Source organism: Neptuniibacter sp. QD34_54 (assembly GCF_047778055.1).
Taxonomy (GTDB): Bacteria; Pseudomonadota; Gammaproteobacteria; order Pseudomonadales; family Balneatricaceae; genus Neptuniibacter.
Genome location: NZ_CP180546.1, coordinates 35,019 through 54,222, shown reverse-complemented (window position 1 = coordinate 54,222; position 19,204 = coordinate 35,019). Strand labels below are relative to the sequence as shown.

18 protein-coding genes are annotated in these 19,204 nt (G+C 44.7%); 11 read left to right on the top strand and 7 right to left on the bottom strand.

Going from position 1 to position 19,204, the window contains the following annotated elements:
• Positions 1 to 21: 21 nt before the first annotated feature.
• Both ACMXYP_RS00245 and ACMXYP_RS00240 read right to left on the bottom strand, forming a co-directional pair.
• Positions 22 to 525 carry a DsrE family protein gene (locus ACMXYP_RS00245; RefSeq protein WP_415883007.1) on the bottom strand — a complete coding sequence of 168 codons (504 nt, stop codon included), beginning with the start codon at positions 523 to 525 and terminating at the stop codon, positions 22 to 24.
• Between the two features lie 120 nt (positions 526 to 645).
• The gene (locus ACMXYP_RS00240; RefSeq protein ID WP_415883006.1) at positions 646 to 1,263 is read right to left on the bottom strand and encodes a hypothetical protein; all 618 of its coding nucleotides are present in this window, start codon (positions 1,261 to 1,263) and stop codon (positions 646 to 648) included.
• A 294-nt stretch (positions 1,264 to 1,557) separates the two neighbouring features.
• Between ACMXYP_RS00240 and ACMXYP_RS00235 the strand changes: the two genes are divergently transcribed.
• Both ACMXYP_RS00235 and ACMXYP_RS00230 read left to right on the top strand, forming a co-directional pair.
• Entirely contained in the window at positions 1,558 to 3,126 is a 1,569-nt protein-coding gene (locus ACMXYP_RS00235; RefSeq protein ID WP_415883005.1) for a DUF3369 domain-containing protein, read from the top strand.
• A 17-nt stretch (positions 3,127 to 3,143) separates the two neighbouring features.
• A complete protein-coding gene (locus tag ACMXYP_RS00230; RefSeq protein ID WP_415883004.1) occupies positions 3,144 to 4,790 on the top strand; it encodes an ATP-binding protein in 1,647 nt (548 codons plus the stop codon).
• A gap of 17 nt (positions 4,791 to 4,807) precedes the next feature.
• Here the strand turns inward: ACMXYP_RS00230 and ACMXYP_RS00225 are convergent, their stop codons facing one another.
• Positions 4,808 to 5,992 carry an EAL and HDOD domain-containing protein gene (locus ACMXYP_RS00225; RefSeq protein WP_415883003.1) on the bottom strand — a complete coding sequence of 395 codons (1,185 nt, stop codon included), beginning with the start codon at positions 5,990 to 5,992 and terminating at the stop codon, positions 4,808 to 4,810.
• A gap of 221 nt (positions 5,993 to 6,213) precedes the next feature.
• On the opposite strand from ACMXYP_RS00225, the gene ACMXYP_RS00220 reads away from it, so the two are divergent.
• From ACMXYP_RS00220 to ACMXYP_RS00210, 3 genes are all read left to right on the top strand, one after another.
• Complete coding sequence (locus ACMXYP_RS00220) at positions 6,214 to 7,215, top strand: ABC transporter substrate-binding protein (RefSeq protein ID WP_415883002.1); 1,002 nt, start codon at positions 6,214 to 6,216, stop codon at positions 7,213 to 7,215.
• Between the two features lie 23 nt (positions 7,216 to 7,238).
• Positions 7,239 to 9,350: a putative bifunctional diguanylate cyclase/phosphodiesterase gene (locus tag ACMXYP_RS00215; protein WP_415883001.1), complete on the top strand. Its 2,112-nt coding sequence runs from the start codon at positions 7,239 to 7,241 to the stop codon at positions 9,348 to 9,350.
• Between the two features lie 288 nt (positions 9,351 to 9,638).
• The gene (locus ACMXYP_RS00210) at positions 9,639 to 10,067 is read left to right on the top strand and encodes a response regulator (RefSeq protein ID WP_415883000.1); all 429 of its coding nucleotides are present in this window, start codon (positions 9,639 to 9,641) and stop codon (positions 10,065 to 10,067) included.
• Here the strand turns inward: ACMXYP_RS00210 and ACMXYP_RS00205 are convergent.
• Positions 10,064 to 10,948, bottom strand: coding sequence for a zinc ABC transporter substrate-binding protein (locus ACMXYP_RS00205; RefSeq protein WP_415882999.1), 885 nt, complete (start codon positions 10,946 to 10,948; stop codon positions 10,064 to 10,066). The two genes, ACMXYP_RS00210 and ACMXYP_RS00205, sit on opposite strands and share 4 nt — an antisense overlap.
• Positions 10,949 to 11,014: 66 nt before the next feature.
• Here ACMXYP_RS00205 and ACMXYP_RS00200 point away from each other — a divergent pair, with 66 nt between their 5' ends.
• The 3 genes from ACMXYP_RS00200 to znuB are packed head-to-tail and all read left to right on the top strand — an operon-like array spanning position 11,015 to position 13,070.
• Positions 11,015 to 11,503 (top strand): Fur family transcriptional regulator, encoded by a 489-nt coding sequence (locus tag ACMXYP_RS00200; protein ID WP_415882998.1) that lies wholly within the window; start codon positions 11,015 to 11,017, stop codon positions 11,501 to 11,503.
• Positions 11,503 to 12,282 (top strand): zinc ABC transporter ATP-binding protein ZnuC, encoded by a 780-nt coding sequence (gene znuC, locus ACMXYP_RS00195; protein WP_415882997.1) that lies wholly within the window; start codon positions 11,503 to 11,505, stop codon positions 12,280 to 12,282. Before ACMXYP_RS00200 ends, znuC begins: the two co-directional genes overlap by 1 nt.
• On the top strand, positions 12,282 to 13,070 hold the full coding sequence (gene znuB, locus ACMXYP_RS00190) for a zinc ABC transporter permease subunit ZnuB (RefSeq protein ID WP_415882996.1): 789 nt from the start codon (positions 12,282 to 12,284) through the stop codon (positions 13,068 to 13,070). The genes znuC and znuB overlap by 1 nt, the downstream gene beginning before the upstream one ends.
• A gap of 22 nt (positions 13,071 to 13,092) precedes the next feature.
• Here znuB and ACMXYP_RS00185 read toward each other — a convergent pair whose 3' ends face one another.
• The 3 genes from ACMXYP_RS00185 to prlC all read right to left on the bottom strand — a co-directional run bounded on the left by ACMXYP_RS00185 (position 13,093) and on the right by prlC (position 16,421).
• Positions 13,093 to 13,953 (bottom strand): DMT family transporter, encoded by an 861-nt coding sequence (locus tag ACMXYP_RS00185; RefSeq protein WP_415882995.1) that lies wholly within the window; start codon positions 13,951 to 13,953, stop codon positions 13,093 to 13,095.
• 156 nt (positions 13,954 to 14,109) lie between these two features.
• Positions 14,110 to 14,379: a YheV family putative zinc ribbon protein gene (locus tag ACMXYP_RS00180; RefSeq protein ID WP_415882994.1), complete on the bottom strand. Its 270-nt coding sequence runs from the start codon at positions 14,377 to 14,379 to the stop codon at positions 14,110 to 14,112.
• A gap of 5 nt (positions 14,380 to 14,384) precedes the next feature.
• Positions 14,385 to 16,421, bottom strand: a complete 2,037-nt coding sequence (prlC, locus tag ACMXYP_RS00175; protein WP_415882993.1) for an oligopeptidase A — start codon at positions 16,419 to 16,421, stop codon at positions 14,385 to 14,387.
• Between the two features lie 118 nt (positions 16,422 to 16,539).
• On the opposite strand from prlC, the gene ACMXYP_RS00170 reads away from it, so the two are divergent.
• From ACMXYP_RS00170 to ACMXYP_RS00160, 3 genes are all read left to right on the top strand, one after another.
• Positions 16,540 to 17,082, top strand: a complete 543-nt coding sequence (locus ACMXYP_RS00170; RefSeq protein ID WP_415882992.1) for a gamma carbonic anhydrase family protein — start codon at positions 16,540 to 16,542, stop codon at positions 17,080 to 17,082.
• Complete coding sequence (locus ACMXYP_RS00165; protein ID WP_415882991.1) at positions 17,060 to 17,692, top strand: hypothetical protein; 633 nt, start codon at positions 17,060 to 17,062, stop codon at positions 17,690 to 17,692. The genes ACMXYP_RS00170 and ACMXYP_RS00165 overlap by 23 nt, the downstream gene beginning before the upstream one ends.
• Before the next feature lie 260 nt (positions 17,693 to 17,952).
• Positions 17,953 to 19,059 (top strand): LbtU family siderophore porin, encoded by a 1,107-nt coding sequence (locus ACMXYP_RS00160; RefSeq protein ID WP_415882990.1) that lies wholly within the window; start codon positions 17,953 to 17,955, stop codon positions 19,057 to 19,059.
• Positions 19,060 to 19,204 lie beyond the last annotated feature (145 nt).

The window sequence follows — 19,204 nt, the reverse complement described above, 5'->3', positions numbered from 1 at the left end:
CACAAAGCAGCTAATACTAAGTTAAAAGACCGGTACTAACTTGTAGCCTTGTGTCTGCCAACCGATCAGAGAGATAAAGCCGTCAGCGACGACATCAAGCTCTTGAGGGAGTTTGTCATTATCAACGTCAAACACATCTGTGGCGATGGCGCAGATTTCGATGCGGACATTTCGTGCTGCCAGAGCCTTGATACTCTGCTGAATCGAATCGAATGACTCTTCATATTCAAATGCTAATTCCGGCTTGGCCTCTTTACTTAAAAACTGCACGGTTGGACCAATGACCACGACGACAATCTCAGGCTCAACGCCCTGGCGTTTAAAACCATCATAAGTGCCCACAATTAAATCCATGTAGAACGCGGTGGTTTTGGCCGTTTTAAAGTCAATTAAAAACACGCCTTTGGCTTGTTCGATACCATTAAGCGCCGCTGCATCATTATATTTTTGCTCCGCATTGATACTGGTGATCGTAAAGAGCAATAAAAAGCTAACGAACTTTATTCCTTGTAAGCACTTATGCATAAGACCCTCTTTATTCCATCAATTCATGCAAAACAGTCTGCAAACAGTAACAAAAAAACCGGTGGTATCTCACCTCCGGTTTTCAATCAAAAAGAACTCTGATTTACGCGCCAACAGCTATTAACGGATAATCAGATCGGGCAACCAACGCTTAGTGCGGTCAATCTCATCACGCTCACCTTCATTCATAGGCGGTACGTTAAGATCATCCGGCGGTGAAGCCAGCACATTCAAATCTACAGCTTGCGCCTCACCTCGAATTTCATCGCCTTCAACTTTCATGTGATAGTAGATGCCGTTCCAGAAGTTCGCGCCAAACTCCTCTTTTTTCTTAAACATAAACAGCAAATCATGTGACAACCAACTTAAATCGTCTTGAGTGACCCTATTTGGTTGTTTATACGGATATGCAAGATGACACCACAATTCTGGGCCTTCTAGACATTTCATCTCTTTCATAGAGAGAAAATAATCACGAAATTTATCGTGATCCATATGGAGCTTGTAGTGGCTGCCGGACTCATCTGGCTTAAAGTGCACAGTCCCTACAACAATGGGCTGACCTTTTTTATCCACTAATAAGATATCTTTTTTGCCATCTAGTGGCGCAGCCTGCAAGCCCCCCGACATAAGCAAGAAACCAGCTGATAGCGTTACTAATCCTTTCCGAACTCGACCCAACATACTTACCTCCCCACCGGTAATGTTGATAAGCCTACGAATAATATCTGTACGCATTTGATGTCAGTTTTACTCGGAGGTTCCTTTTAATCTCAGTTTATTCAGCATCTACTAATTAACCATGGTACTTGGGTACTGATTTAACCCGCGTGTATAAATATTTAATAAATTAATTATGGTGTATGCCAAAACGAGCTGATGATTTTTTGTTCACAATTCAGTATGGATAAGGGTAGTATGCAAGGAAAGGTAAATTCGTCCGACATAGCAACCGAGCCTATCCTATTGTTAGGTATGGGCTACACTTACTCAGGGTAAGTCACACCCTCTTAGTAGTAGCAGGAAGATGCGATGACCAACACTTTACTTTTCGCCGCTGAAGAATCATCAGTTCCAGATAAAGGAATATCGCCTTGGAAAGTACTGATCGTAGATGATGAGGAGGGCGTGCATCGCGTTACTCGCCTCGTTCTAAAAAATGTAACCTTTGATAACCGCCCAATCGAATTACTTGAAGCTCAATCAGCAACGGAAGCCCGTGACCTCTGCAAAAAACATGGCACCGATATCGCCCTTGCATTAGTCGATGTTGTGATGGAAACCGATGATGCAGGCTTAAAGCTGGTTCGGACCATACGAGATGAGTTTGCAAACCATATGACACGTATCGTTTTGCGTACAGGTCAGCCAGGGCAAGCACCAGAAGAGCAGGTTATCCAAGAATACGATATCAATGACTACAAAGATAAAACTGAGTTAACAGGTACTAAGCTTAAAACCCTACTCTACTCTTCTTTGCGTTCTTATCGTGATATCAAAACCATAGACCGCCAACGCAAATCACTTGAAACCGTGATTCATGCCATGGGCCAAATTAACCAAGTTAACTCTCTCAGTAGATTAGCTTCAGCAATTCTAAATCAACTGATTTCACTACTGAATTTTGAACCCGATTCAATTTATTGCTGTACTCGACGCATTTATCGAGATACCACCCAATTTACTGTGCTAGCCGCCACGGGGGCATTAGAACCCTTAATGCATGAAGCTTCTGTCGAGAAAAATATTGAGTCTGCAATGACCCAATATCATGAAGATGAACTGCCAGAAGACTTACAAAAAGTTTTTAGCCAAGCCCTAAGAGAGAAAAGTTCTATTCATACCCTCGACGGCTATATCGCTTATCATTCAGGTAGTTCTGGTACTGAAAGCCTCCTCTACATTAAACACCACAATGATATTGATGAACACGCCAAACACTTGCTAGAAATATTCAGTGCAGATGTGATCGCGACTTACCACACCCTACTCCTGAAAGAGGAAATTCAGGATACCCAAGCGGAACTGATCTACATCTTAGGGGAGGCGGTTGAGAAACGCTCTAAGGAAACGGGCGGGCATGTTAAGCGTGTCGCAGAAATATCAGCTCTACTTGCGGAAGCTTACGGCACCAATCAGATGTTTGTGGAAAATATACGCTTGGCCTCACCTCTGCATGATCTTGGCAAGATAGCTATTCCAGATGCAATTCTAAACAAACCGGCCAAGCTCGATCCGGATGAGTGGAAAGTAATGCAGACTCATGCTGAGATTGGCGAAACTATGCTAAGTCATTCAGAAAGGCCTATATTTCAATTAGCTGCTCGCATTGCTGGCGCACACCATGAAAAATGGGATGGTACAGGCTATCCGAGAGGGCTGTCTGGAGATGAGATTCCACTCTCGGGCAGAATCACTGCTGTCGCGGATGTTTTCGACGCACTCAATAGCAAACGCTGTTACAAAGAGGATTGGCCTTTAGAAGAAACGCTCGCCCTGCTGGAGGAGCAAAGCGGCAAACAGTTCGATCCTCAGCTAATTACATTATTCCAAAAAAACTTGGATGCGATTTTGCAAATATGTGAACGCTTCCCTGATTAACGGATGATACCGAAGCTATGTTTGAAACCTCACCAAAGAAAGTTTCATCCAAGATAATCTCAGGCCGGCTGGGTAAGCGCTTTGCGGTTCTGATCATTGTATTTAGCTCATTTTTCACCCTTTTTAGCACCAGCTTGCAGCTTGCTCTGGACTACCATGCTGATATCAGTCGAATCGAGCAGCAATTCAACAATATACAAACATCCTACTTACAGGCGATCACTCTAAGTGTGTGGTCTTTAGATGATTCCCAGATAGAAACCCAATTGGTCGGACTGAGCCAACTGCCAGACATAGAGTACGTTTCTATATTGGTCGATGGCGAGACTAGTTGGGAACAAGGTAAACCCATTTCACGCGCCACCCGAACCATAGATCTTCCTCTTGAGTACAGTGCTCCAGGCATCAATACACAAAATATTGGACAGCTTCGAGTCACCGCCAGCATAGATAATGTTTACAACCGTTTGATCAGCAAAGCGGGGGTTATCCTGATTAGTAACGGTATTAAAACGTTCCTAGTAGCAGGTTTTATTCTGCTTGTTGTCTGGCTTCATATCACCCGTCACCTGCAAGCTATTTCTAGCTACTTACGCGATATGGACGTATTCACTCTTTCCAAGCCACTATCGCTAAATAAACGAAATCCACCAGAAAAATACGATGAAATCGATACTGTAGCAGTCAGCATTAACGAAATGAGAGATAGCATCTACAACTCATACCAAGAGCTCAACGAAAACAAGCTCCACTTACAGGAGTTAGTGGAACAGAGGGATGCGTTGCTAGAAACTGAACGTGAATATAAAGAGACACTGGAAGATAAAGTTAAAGAACGTACACAGCAGCTAGAAGATTCAATGACCGAACTTCGTTCCGCTCAAGATCTATTGGTAGAAACCGAGAAAATGGCCGCTTTGGGAAATATGGTGGCGGGCGTAGCCCATGAGATTAATACACCTATAGGGGTTTGCCGAACAGCAGCTAGTTTTCAGGGCGAACACAGTAAAGATATTCGAAAAAAACTCACTGAAGGTAAACTAACGCAGTCAGACTTAACTGACTTTTTAGATGGTATAGATGAATCCAGTACGCTCTTTGAAGCGAATATTATTAAAGCCAGCAAGCTTATCTCTAGCTTTAAATTAATCGCGACCGATCAAAGTTTCGATGCTAAACAGCAATTCAATCTTAAAACCTACCTTGAGTCATCGATTCAAACCATCTATCCGCAATACAAACATCAGAATGTGAACTTCCATATAGATATGCCTGAGGACATAAACTTAAACAGCTATCCTGGCGCGCTTCACCATATATTGAGCAATCTAATCAATAACTCGACCATACATGGGTTTGAAGGCAAAGAGGGCGGCAACATTAAAGTTCGCGCTTATGCAGATGAACATAATGCCATGCTGGAATACCACGATGATGGTCGTGGTTTATCGTTAGAAGAGAGCAAAAAGCTTTTCGAGCCATTTTTCACCACTAAAAGAGGTAAAGGTGGTAGCGGTTTAGGCATGTCGATTGTGTTTAATATCGTCTATCAACAATTAGGTGGGAAAATCGAGCTGATTAACGCTGACCAGCCCGGCTTTCACATTCGCGTGACCATGCCTCTAGAAGCTAAGGAGCACAGCTCCCCTGAACAGCTAGCCTAAGCAGAAGCAGGACTGAGCTAACTCAGTTCTTTTAGAAGATCAGAACTCCAGGTAACCGATTTGGTATAACAATCTGCCACGAAATGAAATTCTTCTCCTTTAGGTAACAGTTCCCAGTCTGCCCTAATATAAGCTTCAGTTTGAGCGAGCAGTTTACCCAATGGGTTATTTCCACCCTGCACCGCTCGCTTAACTTCAACTTGAACGGGTAACTGCTCCAACAACTCAGGTAAAGGGATACCTAGAACAGCATCTATCCCTGAGAGAAGTCCCGTCATAAAAGCGGTGCCGGAGTCCACATGGTTATGCTTTTCCGTCATCAACTGACACATCTTCGCTTTGATCAATAACAGTCCGATCAACTCGCTTGGTACCTGTTTGTTATGGCAAAGCGCAAACAGCAACACCCATTTTTTTAACTCGGTTAAGCCAATATTGATAACAGCTTCGGAAATACTCGAAATAGTTCTACGACCACCAAGGGCCGCGGAGTTTACTAGCTTTAACAAACTAGCAACGAGTTCTGGATCACGCTGTATGATCTGTTCGATTGAATCAACTGTGGCATCAGGACTATTCACTTCCCCGATTAACTGAAACATAACTAACTCATTGCGCGCTAATTTTCTTCCACTAACTAGCTGCGGTTCAGCAAAAAACCACCCCATAAACAGATCAATACCGGCTGATTTACAACGTTCATACTGCTCAAAGTCGGCAACATTATCTGCTAGTAATTTAAGACCTCGTTGCTGCTTGAGCTTGAGAGTGTGCTCCGCAAGAGAGTCACCACTATATTGCTGGCAATCTAACCGTATAATGTGAGCAAATTGATATAGGGTTGTATCAAACTCTATAGGCATAGAGATCCGGTAACCCTGATCAGCTAAATTCTTAAGAATCTCTTCTAGGTTAGGGACTGATAGCGCATCAGAGGTCAAATCAAATACTAAAGATTCGACAGGTAATTCAGGAAATTGTGCGTCATATAACCAAGAGGCATCCACCTTTACCCATGCAGGAAGGCACTTTACATGGCCATGATCCAATAGATTGCTAAATGCATTAACAACGATCTCTGCGGTATTAGAGCCACGGTTCCCGGCATCAGGTTGCTCGTAAGCAGATACCAATTGGTAAGCATAAGTATTTAATTGGGCATCAAAAATAGGTTGCCTAGAAAAAAGTACCGGCTGATTCATCTCTTACCTATATACAAAAAGTAGCTCTACCATTCTAATCCCATGCCAGAATAAGCTAAATACCTAAACCTATTGATCCTAAGCAACAGCTATAGGATTTTCCCTACAATTTATAATGAAAATACTCTTAGCGCCTTGCGCTCCACCATTTCTGAGCAAATACTAAACATTAGTTAATCAAAAACCTTCGATCATCACTGTATTAGTCTTTTGAGGCCAACATGAATGGATTCATCAAGGTGGGAATCGCCTTAGCCATCGCAGTTGTTGCTATCTTATTCGTCGGATATCAATCAACTGACTCACAAATTTTAACTAAAGAATCACTGCCTTCGGTAAAGATTGCAGTCTCAACTACCCCTTTATCTGCACCCTTTTATATTGCAGAAAAAAAAGGCTTCTTTACTGCTGAAGGAATCAATGCCGAACTGGTTCCACTCGCTGGTGGCACCAAGTGCTTTTCAGCACTGCTAAATAACGAGGTAGATCTAGCAACTTCTTCCAACTCAGTCATTATGTTCAATGGCTTTAAATATGATCACTTTACTGTGTTCAGTAGCTTTGTTGAGTCAGACAATGACATCAAATTAATGAGCCTATCAGGTAGTGGAATCTCCACGGCTCAGGATCTAATAGGCAAGACAGTAGGCATTGTTAAAGGCAGTGCCAGTGAGTATTTTCTACATACTTGGCTCACCCTATCTGGCGTAGACCCCAATCAAGTATCGACCAAGCACTACAGCGTAGTAGACCTCCCCAAGGCGCTCAGTTTAGGAGAAGTCTCAGCCATATCCGTTTGGGAGCCTTACGCATTTACCTCTGCGTCTAACAGAAACAACCCTGCTCGCCCTTTAGATACAAAAGGACTTTATAACCTCAGTTTTAATTTGGTGGGATTAAAAGGCGATACCGACAACATAGCCAATGAACAGAAGATATTAGCGGCCTTAAATAAAGCAGTGCACTACATTGCAGAGCATCCAGAGGAATCTCAGATGATTCTTAGAGAAAAGCTGAAATTGAGTCAGGCCTTTATTGACTGGATCTGGCAGGACTACCTATTCAAGCTGTCATTGAATCAATCGCAAGTAAGCTCAATCGAGCAGCAAGCACGTTGGGCTATTGAATCAAAATTAGTTATCAGTGAGGCAACTCCTGACTTTATCCAATTTTTTGATGCAACAGCATTACAAAAGATAGATCCACACGCATCTTCATTGTAAGTCAGAGGATAACTATTTAAACAATGACTATAAGAACTAGGCTTATTATATTAACGCTACTCACTATCCTACTCTGTTTAAGCATGCTTCTTGGTTTAGGTTGGATGGATGCTCACAGAGCATCACTGTTTCAGCGTATAGATGCCATCTCACGTATCCAAGTCGAAACTAACGCCCTACGCAGCCAATTTCGACTGCATGAACGCTATAAAGACCTTGAATCTATCGAGAGAGGCTTTCGTATTCAAAGGCAATTACAGACGTATTTAGATGAGTTAGAGCCTTTTGGACAGGATGAACAAACCTATATTCAAAGTTTACGCCACCAAAATGAGAGCATTAATTCACTCTACAAGCGCATGACCCATGTACATGGGTCTCCTACACTATCGCGCAACCAATTAAACAGTCATAACTATCTACTTGATCGGTTGGATACAACCCTATTGAGCATGAGTGAAGAAAGCTTTCGCCTTGAACACCGCGCTCTGGCCAATGCACAGCAGTACATCCAAGAAAAAGCTGCAATTATTCAGTCCGTACTACTGAGCCTATCCATATTAATTGCAATTGCTACTTTCCTCACTCTACGTCTATTCCGCCGCCGATTAGAACAGATCGAAGCTGGGATTCAGGAACTTGCTCAAGGCAATACTCGCTGTCGTATTGAAGCAGAACATAGCGATGAAATTGGAAGCCTTGCCGCCCACTTTAATGAGATGACTGAACAACTCCAACATAGCACGGTTTCTATCGACCAATTGCAGACTGAAGTTTATAAACGCACCTCTGAATTAGAAAAACAAAAGCATACGTTAAAACGCTTAGCAGAGCAGGATAGCCTTACTGGTCTTTCCAACCGATCCTTATTTATGCGCAACTTGAGCCAAACTATCCAGCGCTGTCGAGATAATCAAAACTTGGCGGCCATATTTTTTATCGACCTGGATAAATTCAAACACATCAATGACTCTCTAGGTCATAGCACCGGTGATGCTGTTCTAGTTGAGATGGCTAGCCGCTTTAATAAAACCCTGCGCCGTTCCGATCTTTTAGCAAGAATCGGAGGAGATGAATTTACCGTCATTATCGACCAACTCTATCAACTAGATGACGCAGCAGAACTTGCCCGTAAATTAATTGCCTGCTTAGAAACTCCTTATGAATACGATGGGCACACTCTATATCTGAATGCCAGTATAGGTATTAGTGTCTACCCGAATGATGGTACAGAAGCGATTGCACTGATGAAAAATGCTGACACCGCCATGTACCAAGCCAAACAAGCAGGAGGAAATTGCTTTAATTTTTACAATAAAGGCATGAATCAACATGCGCTGACTTGGCTGGAGTTAGAAGGCGACCTAAGAGAAGCACTTAAACTCAAACAGTTATCAGTCTACTACCAGCCTCAATTTGATATTTCATCCCATAAGCTGGTCGGTATCGAAGCTTTAGCTAGATGGCATCATCCAAAACAAGGTTTAATCACACCCGACAAGTTTATTCCGTTAGCTGAGGAGAAAGGGCTGATTCAACAGTTAGGCACGCAGGTACTAGAGCAAGCTTGCCAACAGGTAAAAACCTGGTTGGATCAAGGCGCAACGGAGCTATTACTGGCTGTTAATATTTCAGCGAAACAATTAGAACACCAACAACTTCCGCAACAGGTACAAAGTGTACTCAAAAAAACAGATTTCCCGCCTCAGCTACTCGAATTGGAGATCACCGAAAGCTGCATACTTAATGACCCTGAAGAGGCGATTCAGCAACTAAATCAACTAAAGCGCTACGGATTACGTTTAGCTTTGGATGATTTCGGTACCGGTTACTCATCACTCTCCTATTTGAAACGTTTGCCCCTAACCAAGTTAAAAATCGATAAATCGTTTATTGATGGTCTAGATGAAGAACCTGATGACTATGCTATTTGCCAAGCAATAATCGCTTTGGGAAACAGCCTGAAATTAACAGTCATTGCCGAAGGTGTCGAACAACAAGATCAAGTAGATATATTAAAAACAGAAGGCTGTAATCAGGTACAAGGTTATCTTTTTGGCAAGCCAATGGAAGCCAAAGAATTTGAACAGCGATATTTAGGCTTAAAACAGAAACACGAAGTAGAAGAACATTAGCCTAGACTGATGCAAACGGGGAGGCTCAAACTCCCACACTAGTGATAGCACTAACACCTGAAGGTAACGTAGCTAACGATTCCACTACATTCGCTCAAAGGGCGGTGAATTATATAAACCACATGCTAGAGAGTGAATACAAAACAACATCATATTTGATCTGAATAAAAAGAATACTAAACACTGAAAATTTTGCATTTTAGGCTATTGGGCCTTACCTAAAAGGAAAGTATTATCAGCGGACTAGATATACCAACACCTCTAGGCTTTATCGTAGACCTTTGAATTATGACTCGTAAAAAACGCCAAATAACTGTACCGCCAGAAAAAGCCGTAGTTTTGATCGTCGATGATATGCAATCAATGCGCATGATTACTCGAACCACACTTAAAGAGATGGGGTTTCGTAAGTTTGTTGAAAGCCCAAACGGACAAGAAGCGTTAAAACGCTTAAAACTGATGAATATTGATCTGGTGATTTGTGACTGGGATATGCCAGAGATGAACGGCATAGAGTTACTGCGCCAAATCAGAGCAGATCAGCGTCTTAGGAAAGTATCTTTTGTAATGCTGACCGCCCATGCCGAAGCCGATTTAATCCATGAAAGTATTACGGTCGGGGTTGATGGGTATTTGGTTAAACCCTATCAACCCTCGACGCTGTGTGCCCGTATTAACGATCTACTCGAGCACCCTGTAGACATCTCTTACGCTTAACGCAGACAGGTTTCCATATTGTTCGCAAGCTGCTTCAGGAAGCCTGTATATCCCTGTTCAGAAGTAATATCGATCGCAAGAGGATCTAGCTTACCCAGTTTCACTGGCTGCTTAGCCACAATTCGCTGAATTACCTTCGCTTCGAACTGCGGCTCAGTGAAGATACAGCCTACTTGATCTTCCTTAAGCATGGTTTGAATCGCTTGTAACTTTTTCGCACCCGGCGCACGAGCAGGATCAACCGTGAAGTAGCCACGCTGATTCATATCATAATGTTCAACAAAGGGAGCAAAGGCATCATGGAATACGATAAAACCTTTCTCTCTGACAGTCGCTAACTGAGCCTGAATCGCACGATCCGTAGCCAAAATATCTGCCGCAAATTGTTGGTAATTGCTGTTTAATTGCTCCGCCTGTTCTGGGTGAAGCTTCACGAGGGCTTTTTTAATCTCTGCCGCAGCCTTCAGCATTTTTACCGGGTCCATCCAAACGTGAGGATCGACAGCATGGTTGTGATGATCATGTTCATCATGATCGTGGTGCTCATGATGATCGTGATGCCCCTCTCCTGAACCCTCTAAAAGCTGCACGGTTGGCACTTTGGAACGTTCTAGTGCTTTGCTTAAAAACTGCTCCATATCGGGGCCAACCCAAACCGCTAGATCAGCAGTGTTTAGCTTGCGTAAATCAGAGGGTTTTAGAGAGTAATGATGTGGTGAGCTGCCCGCAGGGATCAGGGAATCAACCTCCCCTAATTCACCTACCACACCTTCAACAACTAGCTGCAATGGCTTAACGCTCGCTACCACCTGAATCGGTTGATCAGCAGTCGCTGTACTCGCAGCAAAAAGTGTTAAAAAAAGTAGAGTAATATTTTTCATCTTTCGCAATACATCTCTGAAGATTAAGGGTTACAATATAACACAAACTTATAGGGTAAGAATGCTATGGCACATACTGATCTAGCCTTTCATCCTGAACATGATCACCACGGATGTATAGAACAAGCATTGGAAGATGCACGCTCACTTTGTAACGAGCGTAACCTGCGTTTTACGCCTATTCGCGAGCTGGTTTTAAAAACTATCTGGCAGAGTCATAAACCGCTTGGTGCCTACGAACTTCTACCCGAACTAGCCGCTGCTGGCTTTAATTCAGCGCCTCCTACAGTTTATCGAGCGCTAGAGTTCTTACAGGAACAAGGCTTAGTCCACCGTATCGCTTTACTGAACGCTTATATCGGTTGTCCTCACCCAAGTGATCATCATGAAGGCTCCTTTCTGATCTGTCGTGTATGCAATAACGCAGTAGAGATTGATACGCGAAAGGTGAGCCAAGATATCCAGAAACAAGCAGATAGCTTAGGTTTTAAACCCGAGAAACAATCGATTGAAGTACTGGGTGTCTGCCCAAGTTGCCAACAGAGTGCAGCCTAGTGAGTCCCTCGCCACATACACATGAGCCGCTGATCAAACTCGAAAATATCAACCTTTCCTTTGGTCAAAAGCACGTATTGCAAGATATTAACGCCGAGCTTCACCGTGGCTGTATCACCACACTGATCGGCCCAAATGGAGCGGGTAAGACAACCCTAGTCCGTGTAGTGCTCGGCCTACTCAAAGCTGATAGTGGCAGTTTGTGGCAAGAAGATGGCCTGCGCATCGGCTACATGCCACAGAAGTTACAGATCGATAACACGTTCCCCCTGACTGTTGATCGTTTCCTGCGAACAACTCAGTGTAAAGATCCAATAAAAATCGTGGCCGCGCTGACTGATGTAGGTGCTGAGAAACTACTTAAGCAGGCTGTACACAATCTGTCAGGCGGTGAGATGCAGCGCGTTTTACTTGCCCGTGCCCTACTCCGCGATCCTCATCTGCTGGTGTTAGATGAACCTGTACAAGGGGTCGATATTAACGGTCAGTTAGAACTGTATAACTTGATTGCGCGCATCCGTGATGAACGTGGTTGTGGTGTTTTAATGGTTAGTCACGACCTTCATCTTGTGATGGCAGCAACAGATCATGTGGTTTGTATCAACCATCATGTTTGCTGCTCTGGTCACCCAGAACATGTCACCAATGACCCATCATTTACCGAGCTATTTGGCATACAAGGTAGCGAGCAGTTAGCCGTTTATAGCCACCACCATAACCATCGCCACGATGATCATGGCGATATTATCTCTGATCATGATTGTAAGGGCGGTTGTTAATGCCTGATTTCCTCTTATATGCCCTGCTAGGCGGTATTGGTGTTGCGGTTATTGCCGGTCCACTAGGTTCGTTTGTAGTGTGGCGTCGCATGGCATATTTTGGTGACACACTCGCTCACTCCGCTCTACTTGGAGTTTCTGTCGGCTTTATGCTGCAAGTAAACCTCAACCTAGCCGTGATCTTCTGCTGTGTCGCCCTCGCCCTTATTTTGGTCGCGATGCAAAGGCAACGGATGGTAGCTACAGATACTCTATTGGGCATCATGGCTCATAGTTCGCTCTCTTTAGGCTTAGTTGCCGTCTCTCTGCTAGAGATTCGGGTAGATCTGATGTCCTATCTGTTTGGTGATCTACTCGCTGTCGGCGTCGAAGATCTCTATTGGATCTACGGGGGCGGCCTCCTCGCGTTGGTACTGTTAAAACTCCTCTGGCAACCACTCTTGGCGATCACCATCAATGAAGAGCTGGCCCATGTTGAAGGGGTAAATGTTGCCTGGACACGCTTAGCCTTGATGCTATTAATTGCTGTCATAATCGCAGTAGCAATGAAGATTGTAGGCTTACTACTAATAACGTCTCTGCTAATTATTCCTGCAGCTGCCGCAAGGCGTTTAGCCCAAAGCCCTGAGCAGATGGCCATCGGTGCCGCTATCGTCGGTAGTTTGTCAGTAGGTGGTGGTTTAGGGCTGTCATGGCATTTCGATACACCCGCCGGCCCATCAGTTGTGGTGATCTCTCTTCTGATTTTTGTTCTGCTTTACGCACTGCCACTACGCCGAGCGGCATAGCGACACATTCTAGGAGTGTTAATCAGCGCTTCCATAAAGCGTTAATTAACGCACCTGCCAGAATCAAACAGCCGCCGATAATGGTCCACAAAGTAGGAATCTCTTCAAAAAAGATCACACCCAGAATTGCAGAGAAGATCACCTGAACATAAGCATAAGCACTCGCCTTGCCTGCCTCTTCTGCTGCCATCGCTTTAGTTAATCCAATCTGCCCAACTTGAGTAAATATCCCCACTAACAGCAAAAGTAACAGCGCTTCCATTCCAGGCATGACAAAGTCACCACCCAACAGCAGTAACGAGGTTGGTAACGCCACCAGCGGGAAATAAAAGATAATGACGGAGCTATCTTCCGTTTGACTCAGTTTACGTACGATCACATAAGCGATCGCACTCCCTAAAGCCCCCGCTAACGCAGCGAACAGGCTTAACATCGGTAAACCAATTAATCCCGCTTCACCCGGTCGCATCATCACAATCACCCCGACAAAACTGAGCAACATACAAAGCATCGTCGCTTGCTTGATCCGCTCTCCCAGAAACAGCAACGCTAAGACCGCAGTAAATGCTGGATAGGTGTACTGCAATACCGTTGCATCAGCTAATGAGAGGGTCGTGACAGAGTAATAAACGCAAACTAGAGCCAAAGCACCCACAACACCCCTCGCCAGCAGGAGCGGCTTATGCTGCCCCCAGATAGAGATGCGTTTACGTTTAACATCTAAGTAACTTAAACCTAAGGACACCAGAGCCCTAGCAGCCACTATTTCCAAAACCGGAATGCCATAACCCGACACCGCTTTAACGCAGGCGGCCATCAAGGCAAAACCAAGCGCGGATAGCAGCATATAGCGAATAGCGATGGGCACGGCAGTTATAGACATGATTCAGGGACTTTAAACCGAAAGTGATAAGTGCGGGATCATACCAGATAAGCCCTCGCAAACGAGATCATTGTCAATCTGACCGGGTATGCAGGCATCTGATTACTAGACTAAGAGGTTCAAAAAAATAGGGGCTTAATAGCCCCTATTTTGTTGTTAGTGGTCTTTGTGCTTAGCACCGGGGTTCACCGTAAACATCAGAGGCTGTGCACCTTCCTCAATTTCAGGCTTATTCTCACGATTAACGCGTGTTTCCAGCTCTTCCACTGCGGTATCTGGCTGACCATCCAAACGCATGGAATCTTCGTAATCACAACGCACGCACTCTTTATACTCGCGCTCTTCATCACGGTAAGTACGAATACAATCCATCTCGCCGCATCGTGGGCAAACAGCACCCGCTATAAATCGTTTAATAACTGTCATTTTAATTACTCGGTAATTCCACTGTGGCGAAGCAGGGCATCAACTTGCGGTTCTCGACCGCGGAACGCTACAAACAGCTCCATAGGCTCGCGAGAACCGCCCATCTCTAGGATGTTCCTACGGAAATCTACGCCAGTATCTGTATTGAAGATGCCATCTTCTTCAAAACGAGAGAATGCATCTGCCGATAGCACCTCTGCCCATTTATAACTGTAGTAACCCGCAGAATAACCACCCGCAAAAATATGGCTAAAGCTATGCTGGAAGCGGTTAAACGCAGGCGGGGTAATCACTGCCACCTGACTACGTACTTTATTCAACACCTCTTGAACAACCGTTTCTCCCGGCTGGTAGTCACGGTGTAGAAGGAAATCGAATAGAGAGAACTCCAACTGGCGTACCATCATCATGCCTGACTGGAAGTTACGTGCCGCCAGCATCTTATCCAACAACTCTTGCGGTAGGGTTTCGCCTGTCTGGTAGTGACCTGAGATTAACGCCAGCGCTTCTGGCTCATAGCACCAGTTCTCTAGGAACTGACTTGGCAGCTCAACCGCATCCCAAGCTACACCATTAATACCACTTACGTCAGCCGTTTCAATTTGGGTCAGCATGTGATGCAGACCATGGCCAAACTCATGGAATAGGGTGGTTACTTCATTGTGATTCAGAAGGGCAGGATCATCACCTACTGGAGAGCTGAAGTTACATACCAAATAAGCCACTGGTAGCTGCAGAGAACCATCATCTAGACGACGACGCACACGGCAATCATCCATCCAAGCGCCGCCACGTTTCTTTTCACGGGCATACAGATCCATAAAGAAGCGAGCGATCACTTCACCATTGCGGCTAATTTCAAATAGGCGCGCATCATCATGCCAACGGTCGAACTCTTCGACTTCACGCATTTCGATATCAAACAGTTTACCGGTAACCGCAAATAGACCTTCCAATACTTTTGGAAGAGGGAAGTAGGGGCGGATCTGCTCTTCAGAAATAGAGTATTTCGCCTGCTTCAGTTTCTCGCCGTAGTAAGCTAGATCCCAAGCTTGCAGGTCTTCTGCGCCAAATTCAGCTTTCGCAAACTCGCACAGTTGCTCAAAATCCTGTTTAGCTACGGGTAGGCTTTTCTCAGCAAGATCCTTTAAGAACTGCACAACCTGATCGGTATTTTCAGCCATCTTGGTCGCTAACGAATAATCAGCGTAGTTACCAAAGCCGAGCAACTGTGCCAGCTCTAAACGTAGCTCTAATAACTGAGAGATAACCTCTGTATTATCCCATTTACCTTCGCCCGGTCCCTGATCAGATGCGCGGGTAGAGAAGGCTGTGTATATCTCTTTACGCAGTTCACGATCATCCGCATAGGTGATCGTTGCGAGGTAAGAAGGGAAGTCCAGTGTCACCAACCAACCCTCTTGCTCTTTCGCTGCAGCCATCTGCTTCGCTGCCGCTAACGCCATAGGCGGAAGGCCCGCAAGATCAGACTCTGAGGTCAGTAGTTTGCTCCAGTCATCGCTGGCATCCATGACGTTTTCAGAAAACTTAGTCGTCAGCTCAGACAGCTTCTGTTGCAGCTCAGCGTAACGCTGCTGTTCTTCTGGATTCAGAGCGATACCAGATAGACGGAAATCACGTAGAGTATTGTTGACTACTTTCTGCTGCGCTTCACTTAACTGAGTAAATTGCTCACTTTCAGCAAGCTGATTAAATGCTTGGTAGAGACCTTGATGCTGACCCATCTCTGTCCAGTATTGGGACAGTTTAGGCAAGCACGCATTGTAGGCATCACGTAGCTCATCACTGTTCACCACCGAATTCATGTGCGAAACAGGCGACCAGGCTTTAGCTAAACGGTCATTCATCTCTTCAAGAGGGGCAACTAGAGAATCCCAGCTAGGTACAGACAGTTCTTGTAGAATACGTTCAACCGTTGCTCTGCTGTCTGCCAGCAATTGATCGATTGCGGCTTCGATTTGATCAGGTTTGATCTGACTAAATGCTGGTAACAACTGTGGTTCAAGCATTGGGTTACTCATATAAAGCTAGCTCCATCGGCGAGATATCGTTCCTAATACATGGGACTAAATCTTAATTTTTCAATTCCCCTAAGCTATTTCATAATAGATACTTCCCAATTTCTAGCGAGCAATAATTATGAATGTACGTACTTATCAAGGCTTCACTCCCAAACTAGGAGAGCGAGTTTTTGTTGATCCTAGCGCGGTTGTACTTGGAGATGTCGAGATTGGTGACGATTGCTCGATCTGGCCACTCACCGTAATCCGTGGTGATATGCACCGTATTCGTATTGGCGCACGCACCAGCGTGCAAGACGGTTCAGTCCTACATATCACCCATGCAGGCCCCTATAACCCAGATGGTTTCCCATTGATCATTGGCGATGACGTCACCATTGGCCATCAAGCGATGCTACATGGCTGCACCATTGGTAGCCGAGTTTTAGTGGGCATGGGTGCAATGGTTATGGATGGCGCGGTAGTTGAAGATGAAGTGATTATCGGCGCGGGCTCCCTAGTGCCACCAGGTAAAAAACTAGAAAGCGGCTACCTTTACGTTGGCCGTCCTGCAAAACAACAGCGAGAACTCACAGAAAAAGAGCGCTCTTTCTTCAGTTATACTGCTGGAAACTATGTGAAACTTAAGGATAAGCACCTTGAAGAAGATTACGCAGGCTAACAGTCTGATCCTGGCCACGCTGCTTGTAAGCGGTTGTGGCTATAATATCCAGAGTTCCCCTACTACTTGGGTTAACTCCTATGAGGTAGAGGTCTCTGATACGGAGGAGGGGAAACGCTATTCCCTTTGTAAAAGTTTTGGTTGCGATCGAAGATCTTCAATACAGTTTTATACTGATGAGCTAGACCAAGTTCGTCAGCACTTCTCACCACCAGCAGTTACAGCAGAGGAAGAGCGCTTAAGGATCGCTACAGGTATCGGTCTGTTTGAAAGAATCACCGGCCCAAAACTACGCACTTTTGGTGATCAAGCAGCTAATAACACCTCCTTTATCAGTCGTTCAAATCAATTGGATTGTGTTGCTGAGAGCCTCAATACAACGCGTTACCTTTTAATCTTACAGCAGATGAACCTCTTACATTTCCACCGACCAGGCGGAAATGTTCACCGTGGCCCCTTCACGTTAAATGCGCCCCATAACAGCGCTACTATCGTTCAACTAGATACTCAGCAAGCCTTTGCTGTGGACTCTTGGTTTGGTGCTAACGCTGAACCCGCTTGGATTACGCCTGTGGATAACTGGCTAACCGGCGCTGACCCTGATGAATAATTACTGGTTATAATTCAACCACCAGTTGATAATAATTATCAATACCATTAGTATCGCCCACCAATACCTTACATTCTTTACATTTTGAGCTTTATTTTCAGCAGGTTAAGCGCCTGTGGATATCTATTTGGCCCAGAAAGTAAACTGCCAATTTCTGAACCGATTAAGAACATTTTAAAAACTACGACGTCTTATTTGCTGAGATAAGTGAATCGCTTGTAGCAAACAAGGCTGTTAACAACTTAATAGAAGGGAACAACATGAAAAAGACCACGATCGCCACGCTGGTTGCTGCAGCTATGACATCAGCAACACCTGCGTTTGCTACCGATGTTGCTAAAGAGTTAGCAGCAATGAAAGCACGCATTGCTCAACTGGAAGCACAGCTTGCTACTCAGCAAGCAACAACACAAAAGCTAGAACAAAAAACTGAAGCTCAAGCTGCTACTCCATCAAACGGTGGCTTTGCTGAGAACGTTAGCGTAGGCGGCGAAGTAACCTTGCTAGCACAGCAAGTTGAGACTGATGGCGAAAACAGCGTTGGTGATGTTTTAGTTGATACTTTCGAACTTGAAATCGCTGCTGATATTAACGAAAACGTTAAAGTTTCTACGCTAATCGAATACCTATCTGCAGACGAAAAACTGGACCTTGCTGAAGCATACGTAGTGATTGGCTCTGAAGATAACCCTCTAAGCTTCACGCTGGGTAAAGCGGCTCACCCTCTACTGGTAGGTGATTCTGCAGCATTTACAGACCCAATTGCATTCGACATTTTCGATGCAAAAGAGGGTCTAGCGATGCTCAGCTACCAACATGAGATGATTCAGCTAGATACCTACGTGCTTAACAACTCTGCAGAAGGTAACGAAGGTTTAGATACGTTTGGTATTAATTTAGGCACTACATTCAGTAATGGTGTTTCTCTTGGAGCAGGCTATGTGACGGATGTTGCCAATACCGCAGGTCCTTTTTCTGAGCTAGGCGGTCTAACTGAGAAAATCGATGCATGGCGCGTAAATGCATTGGTAGAAGCGAATGACTTGGCGTTGTTTGCTGAGTATATCCAGCTAGGTAAATCTAACTTGGCTGGCGAGCCAAGCTTCCTACATTTAGGTGCAGGCTACGGAACACAGATCCTAGGCGCGGACGGTACGCTTTTCCTAGGTTACAGCGAATCTGATGAAGCTGAAGATATCGATGATGCTGCAGGTATCGACTACGAACTACCTGAAAAGCGCGTAGCGCTGGGTGTAACGCGTTCTCTAGGTGAAAATGCTGAAGTGACTGCGGAATATGTTCGCGAAGAAGCTTACAGCGACACAGATAGCGATATCCTAAATGTTGCAGTAACAACGACTTTCTAAGCTAGGCTTAGCTAGTTGTTAAAATGTGACTGACCAACGCTGAATCCCCCTTCAATCATCAGCGCTGGTCGTCACAATACTCTGTACAGACAGATATTCTGTAAACATTACTGTTAATGATATCTGTTATCACTTTGGCAGGGAA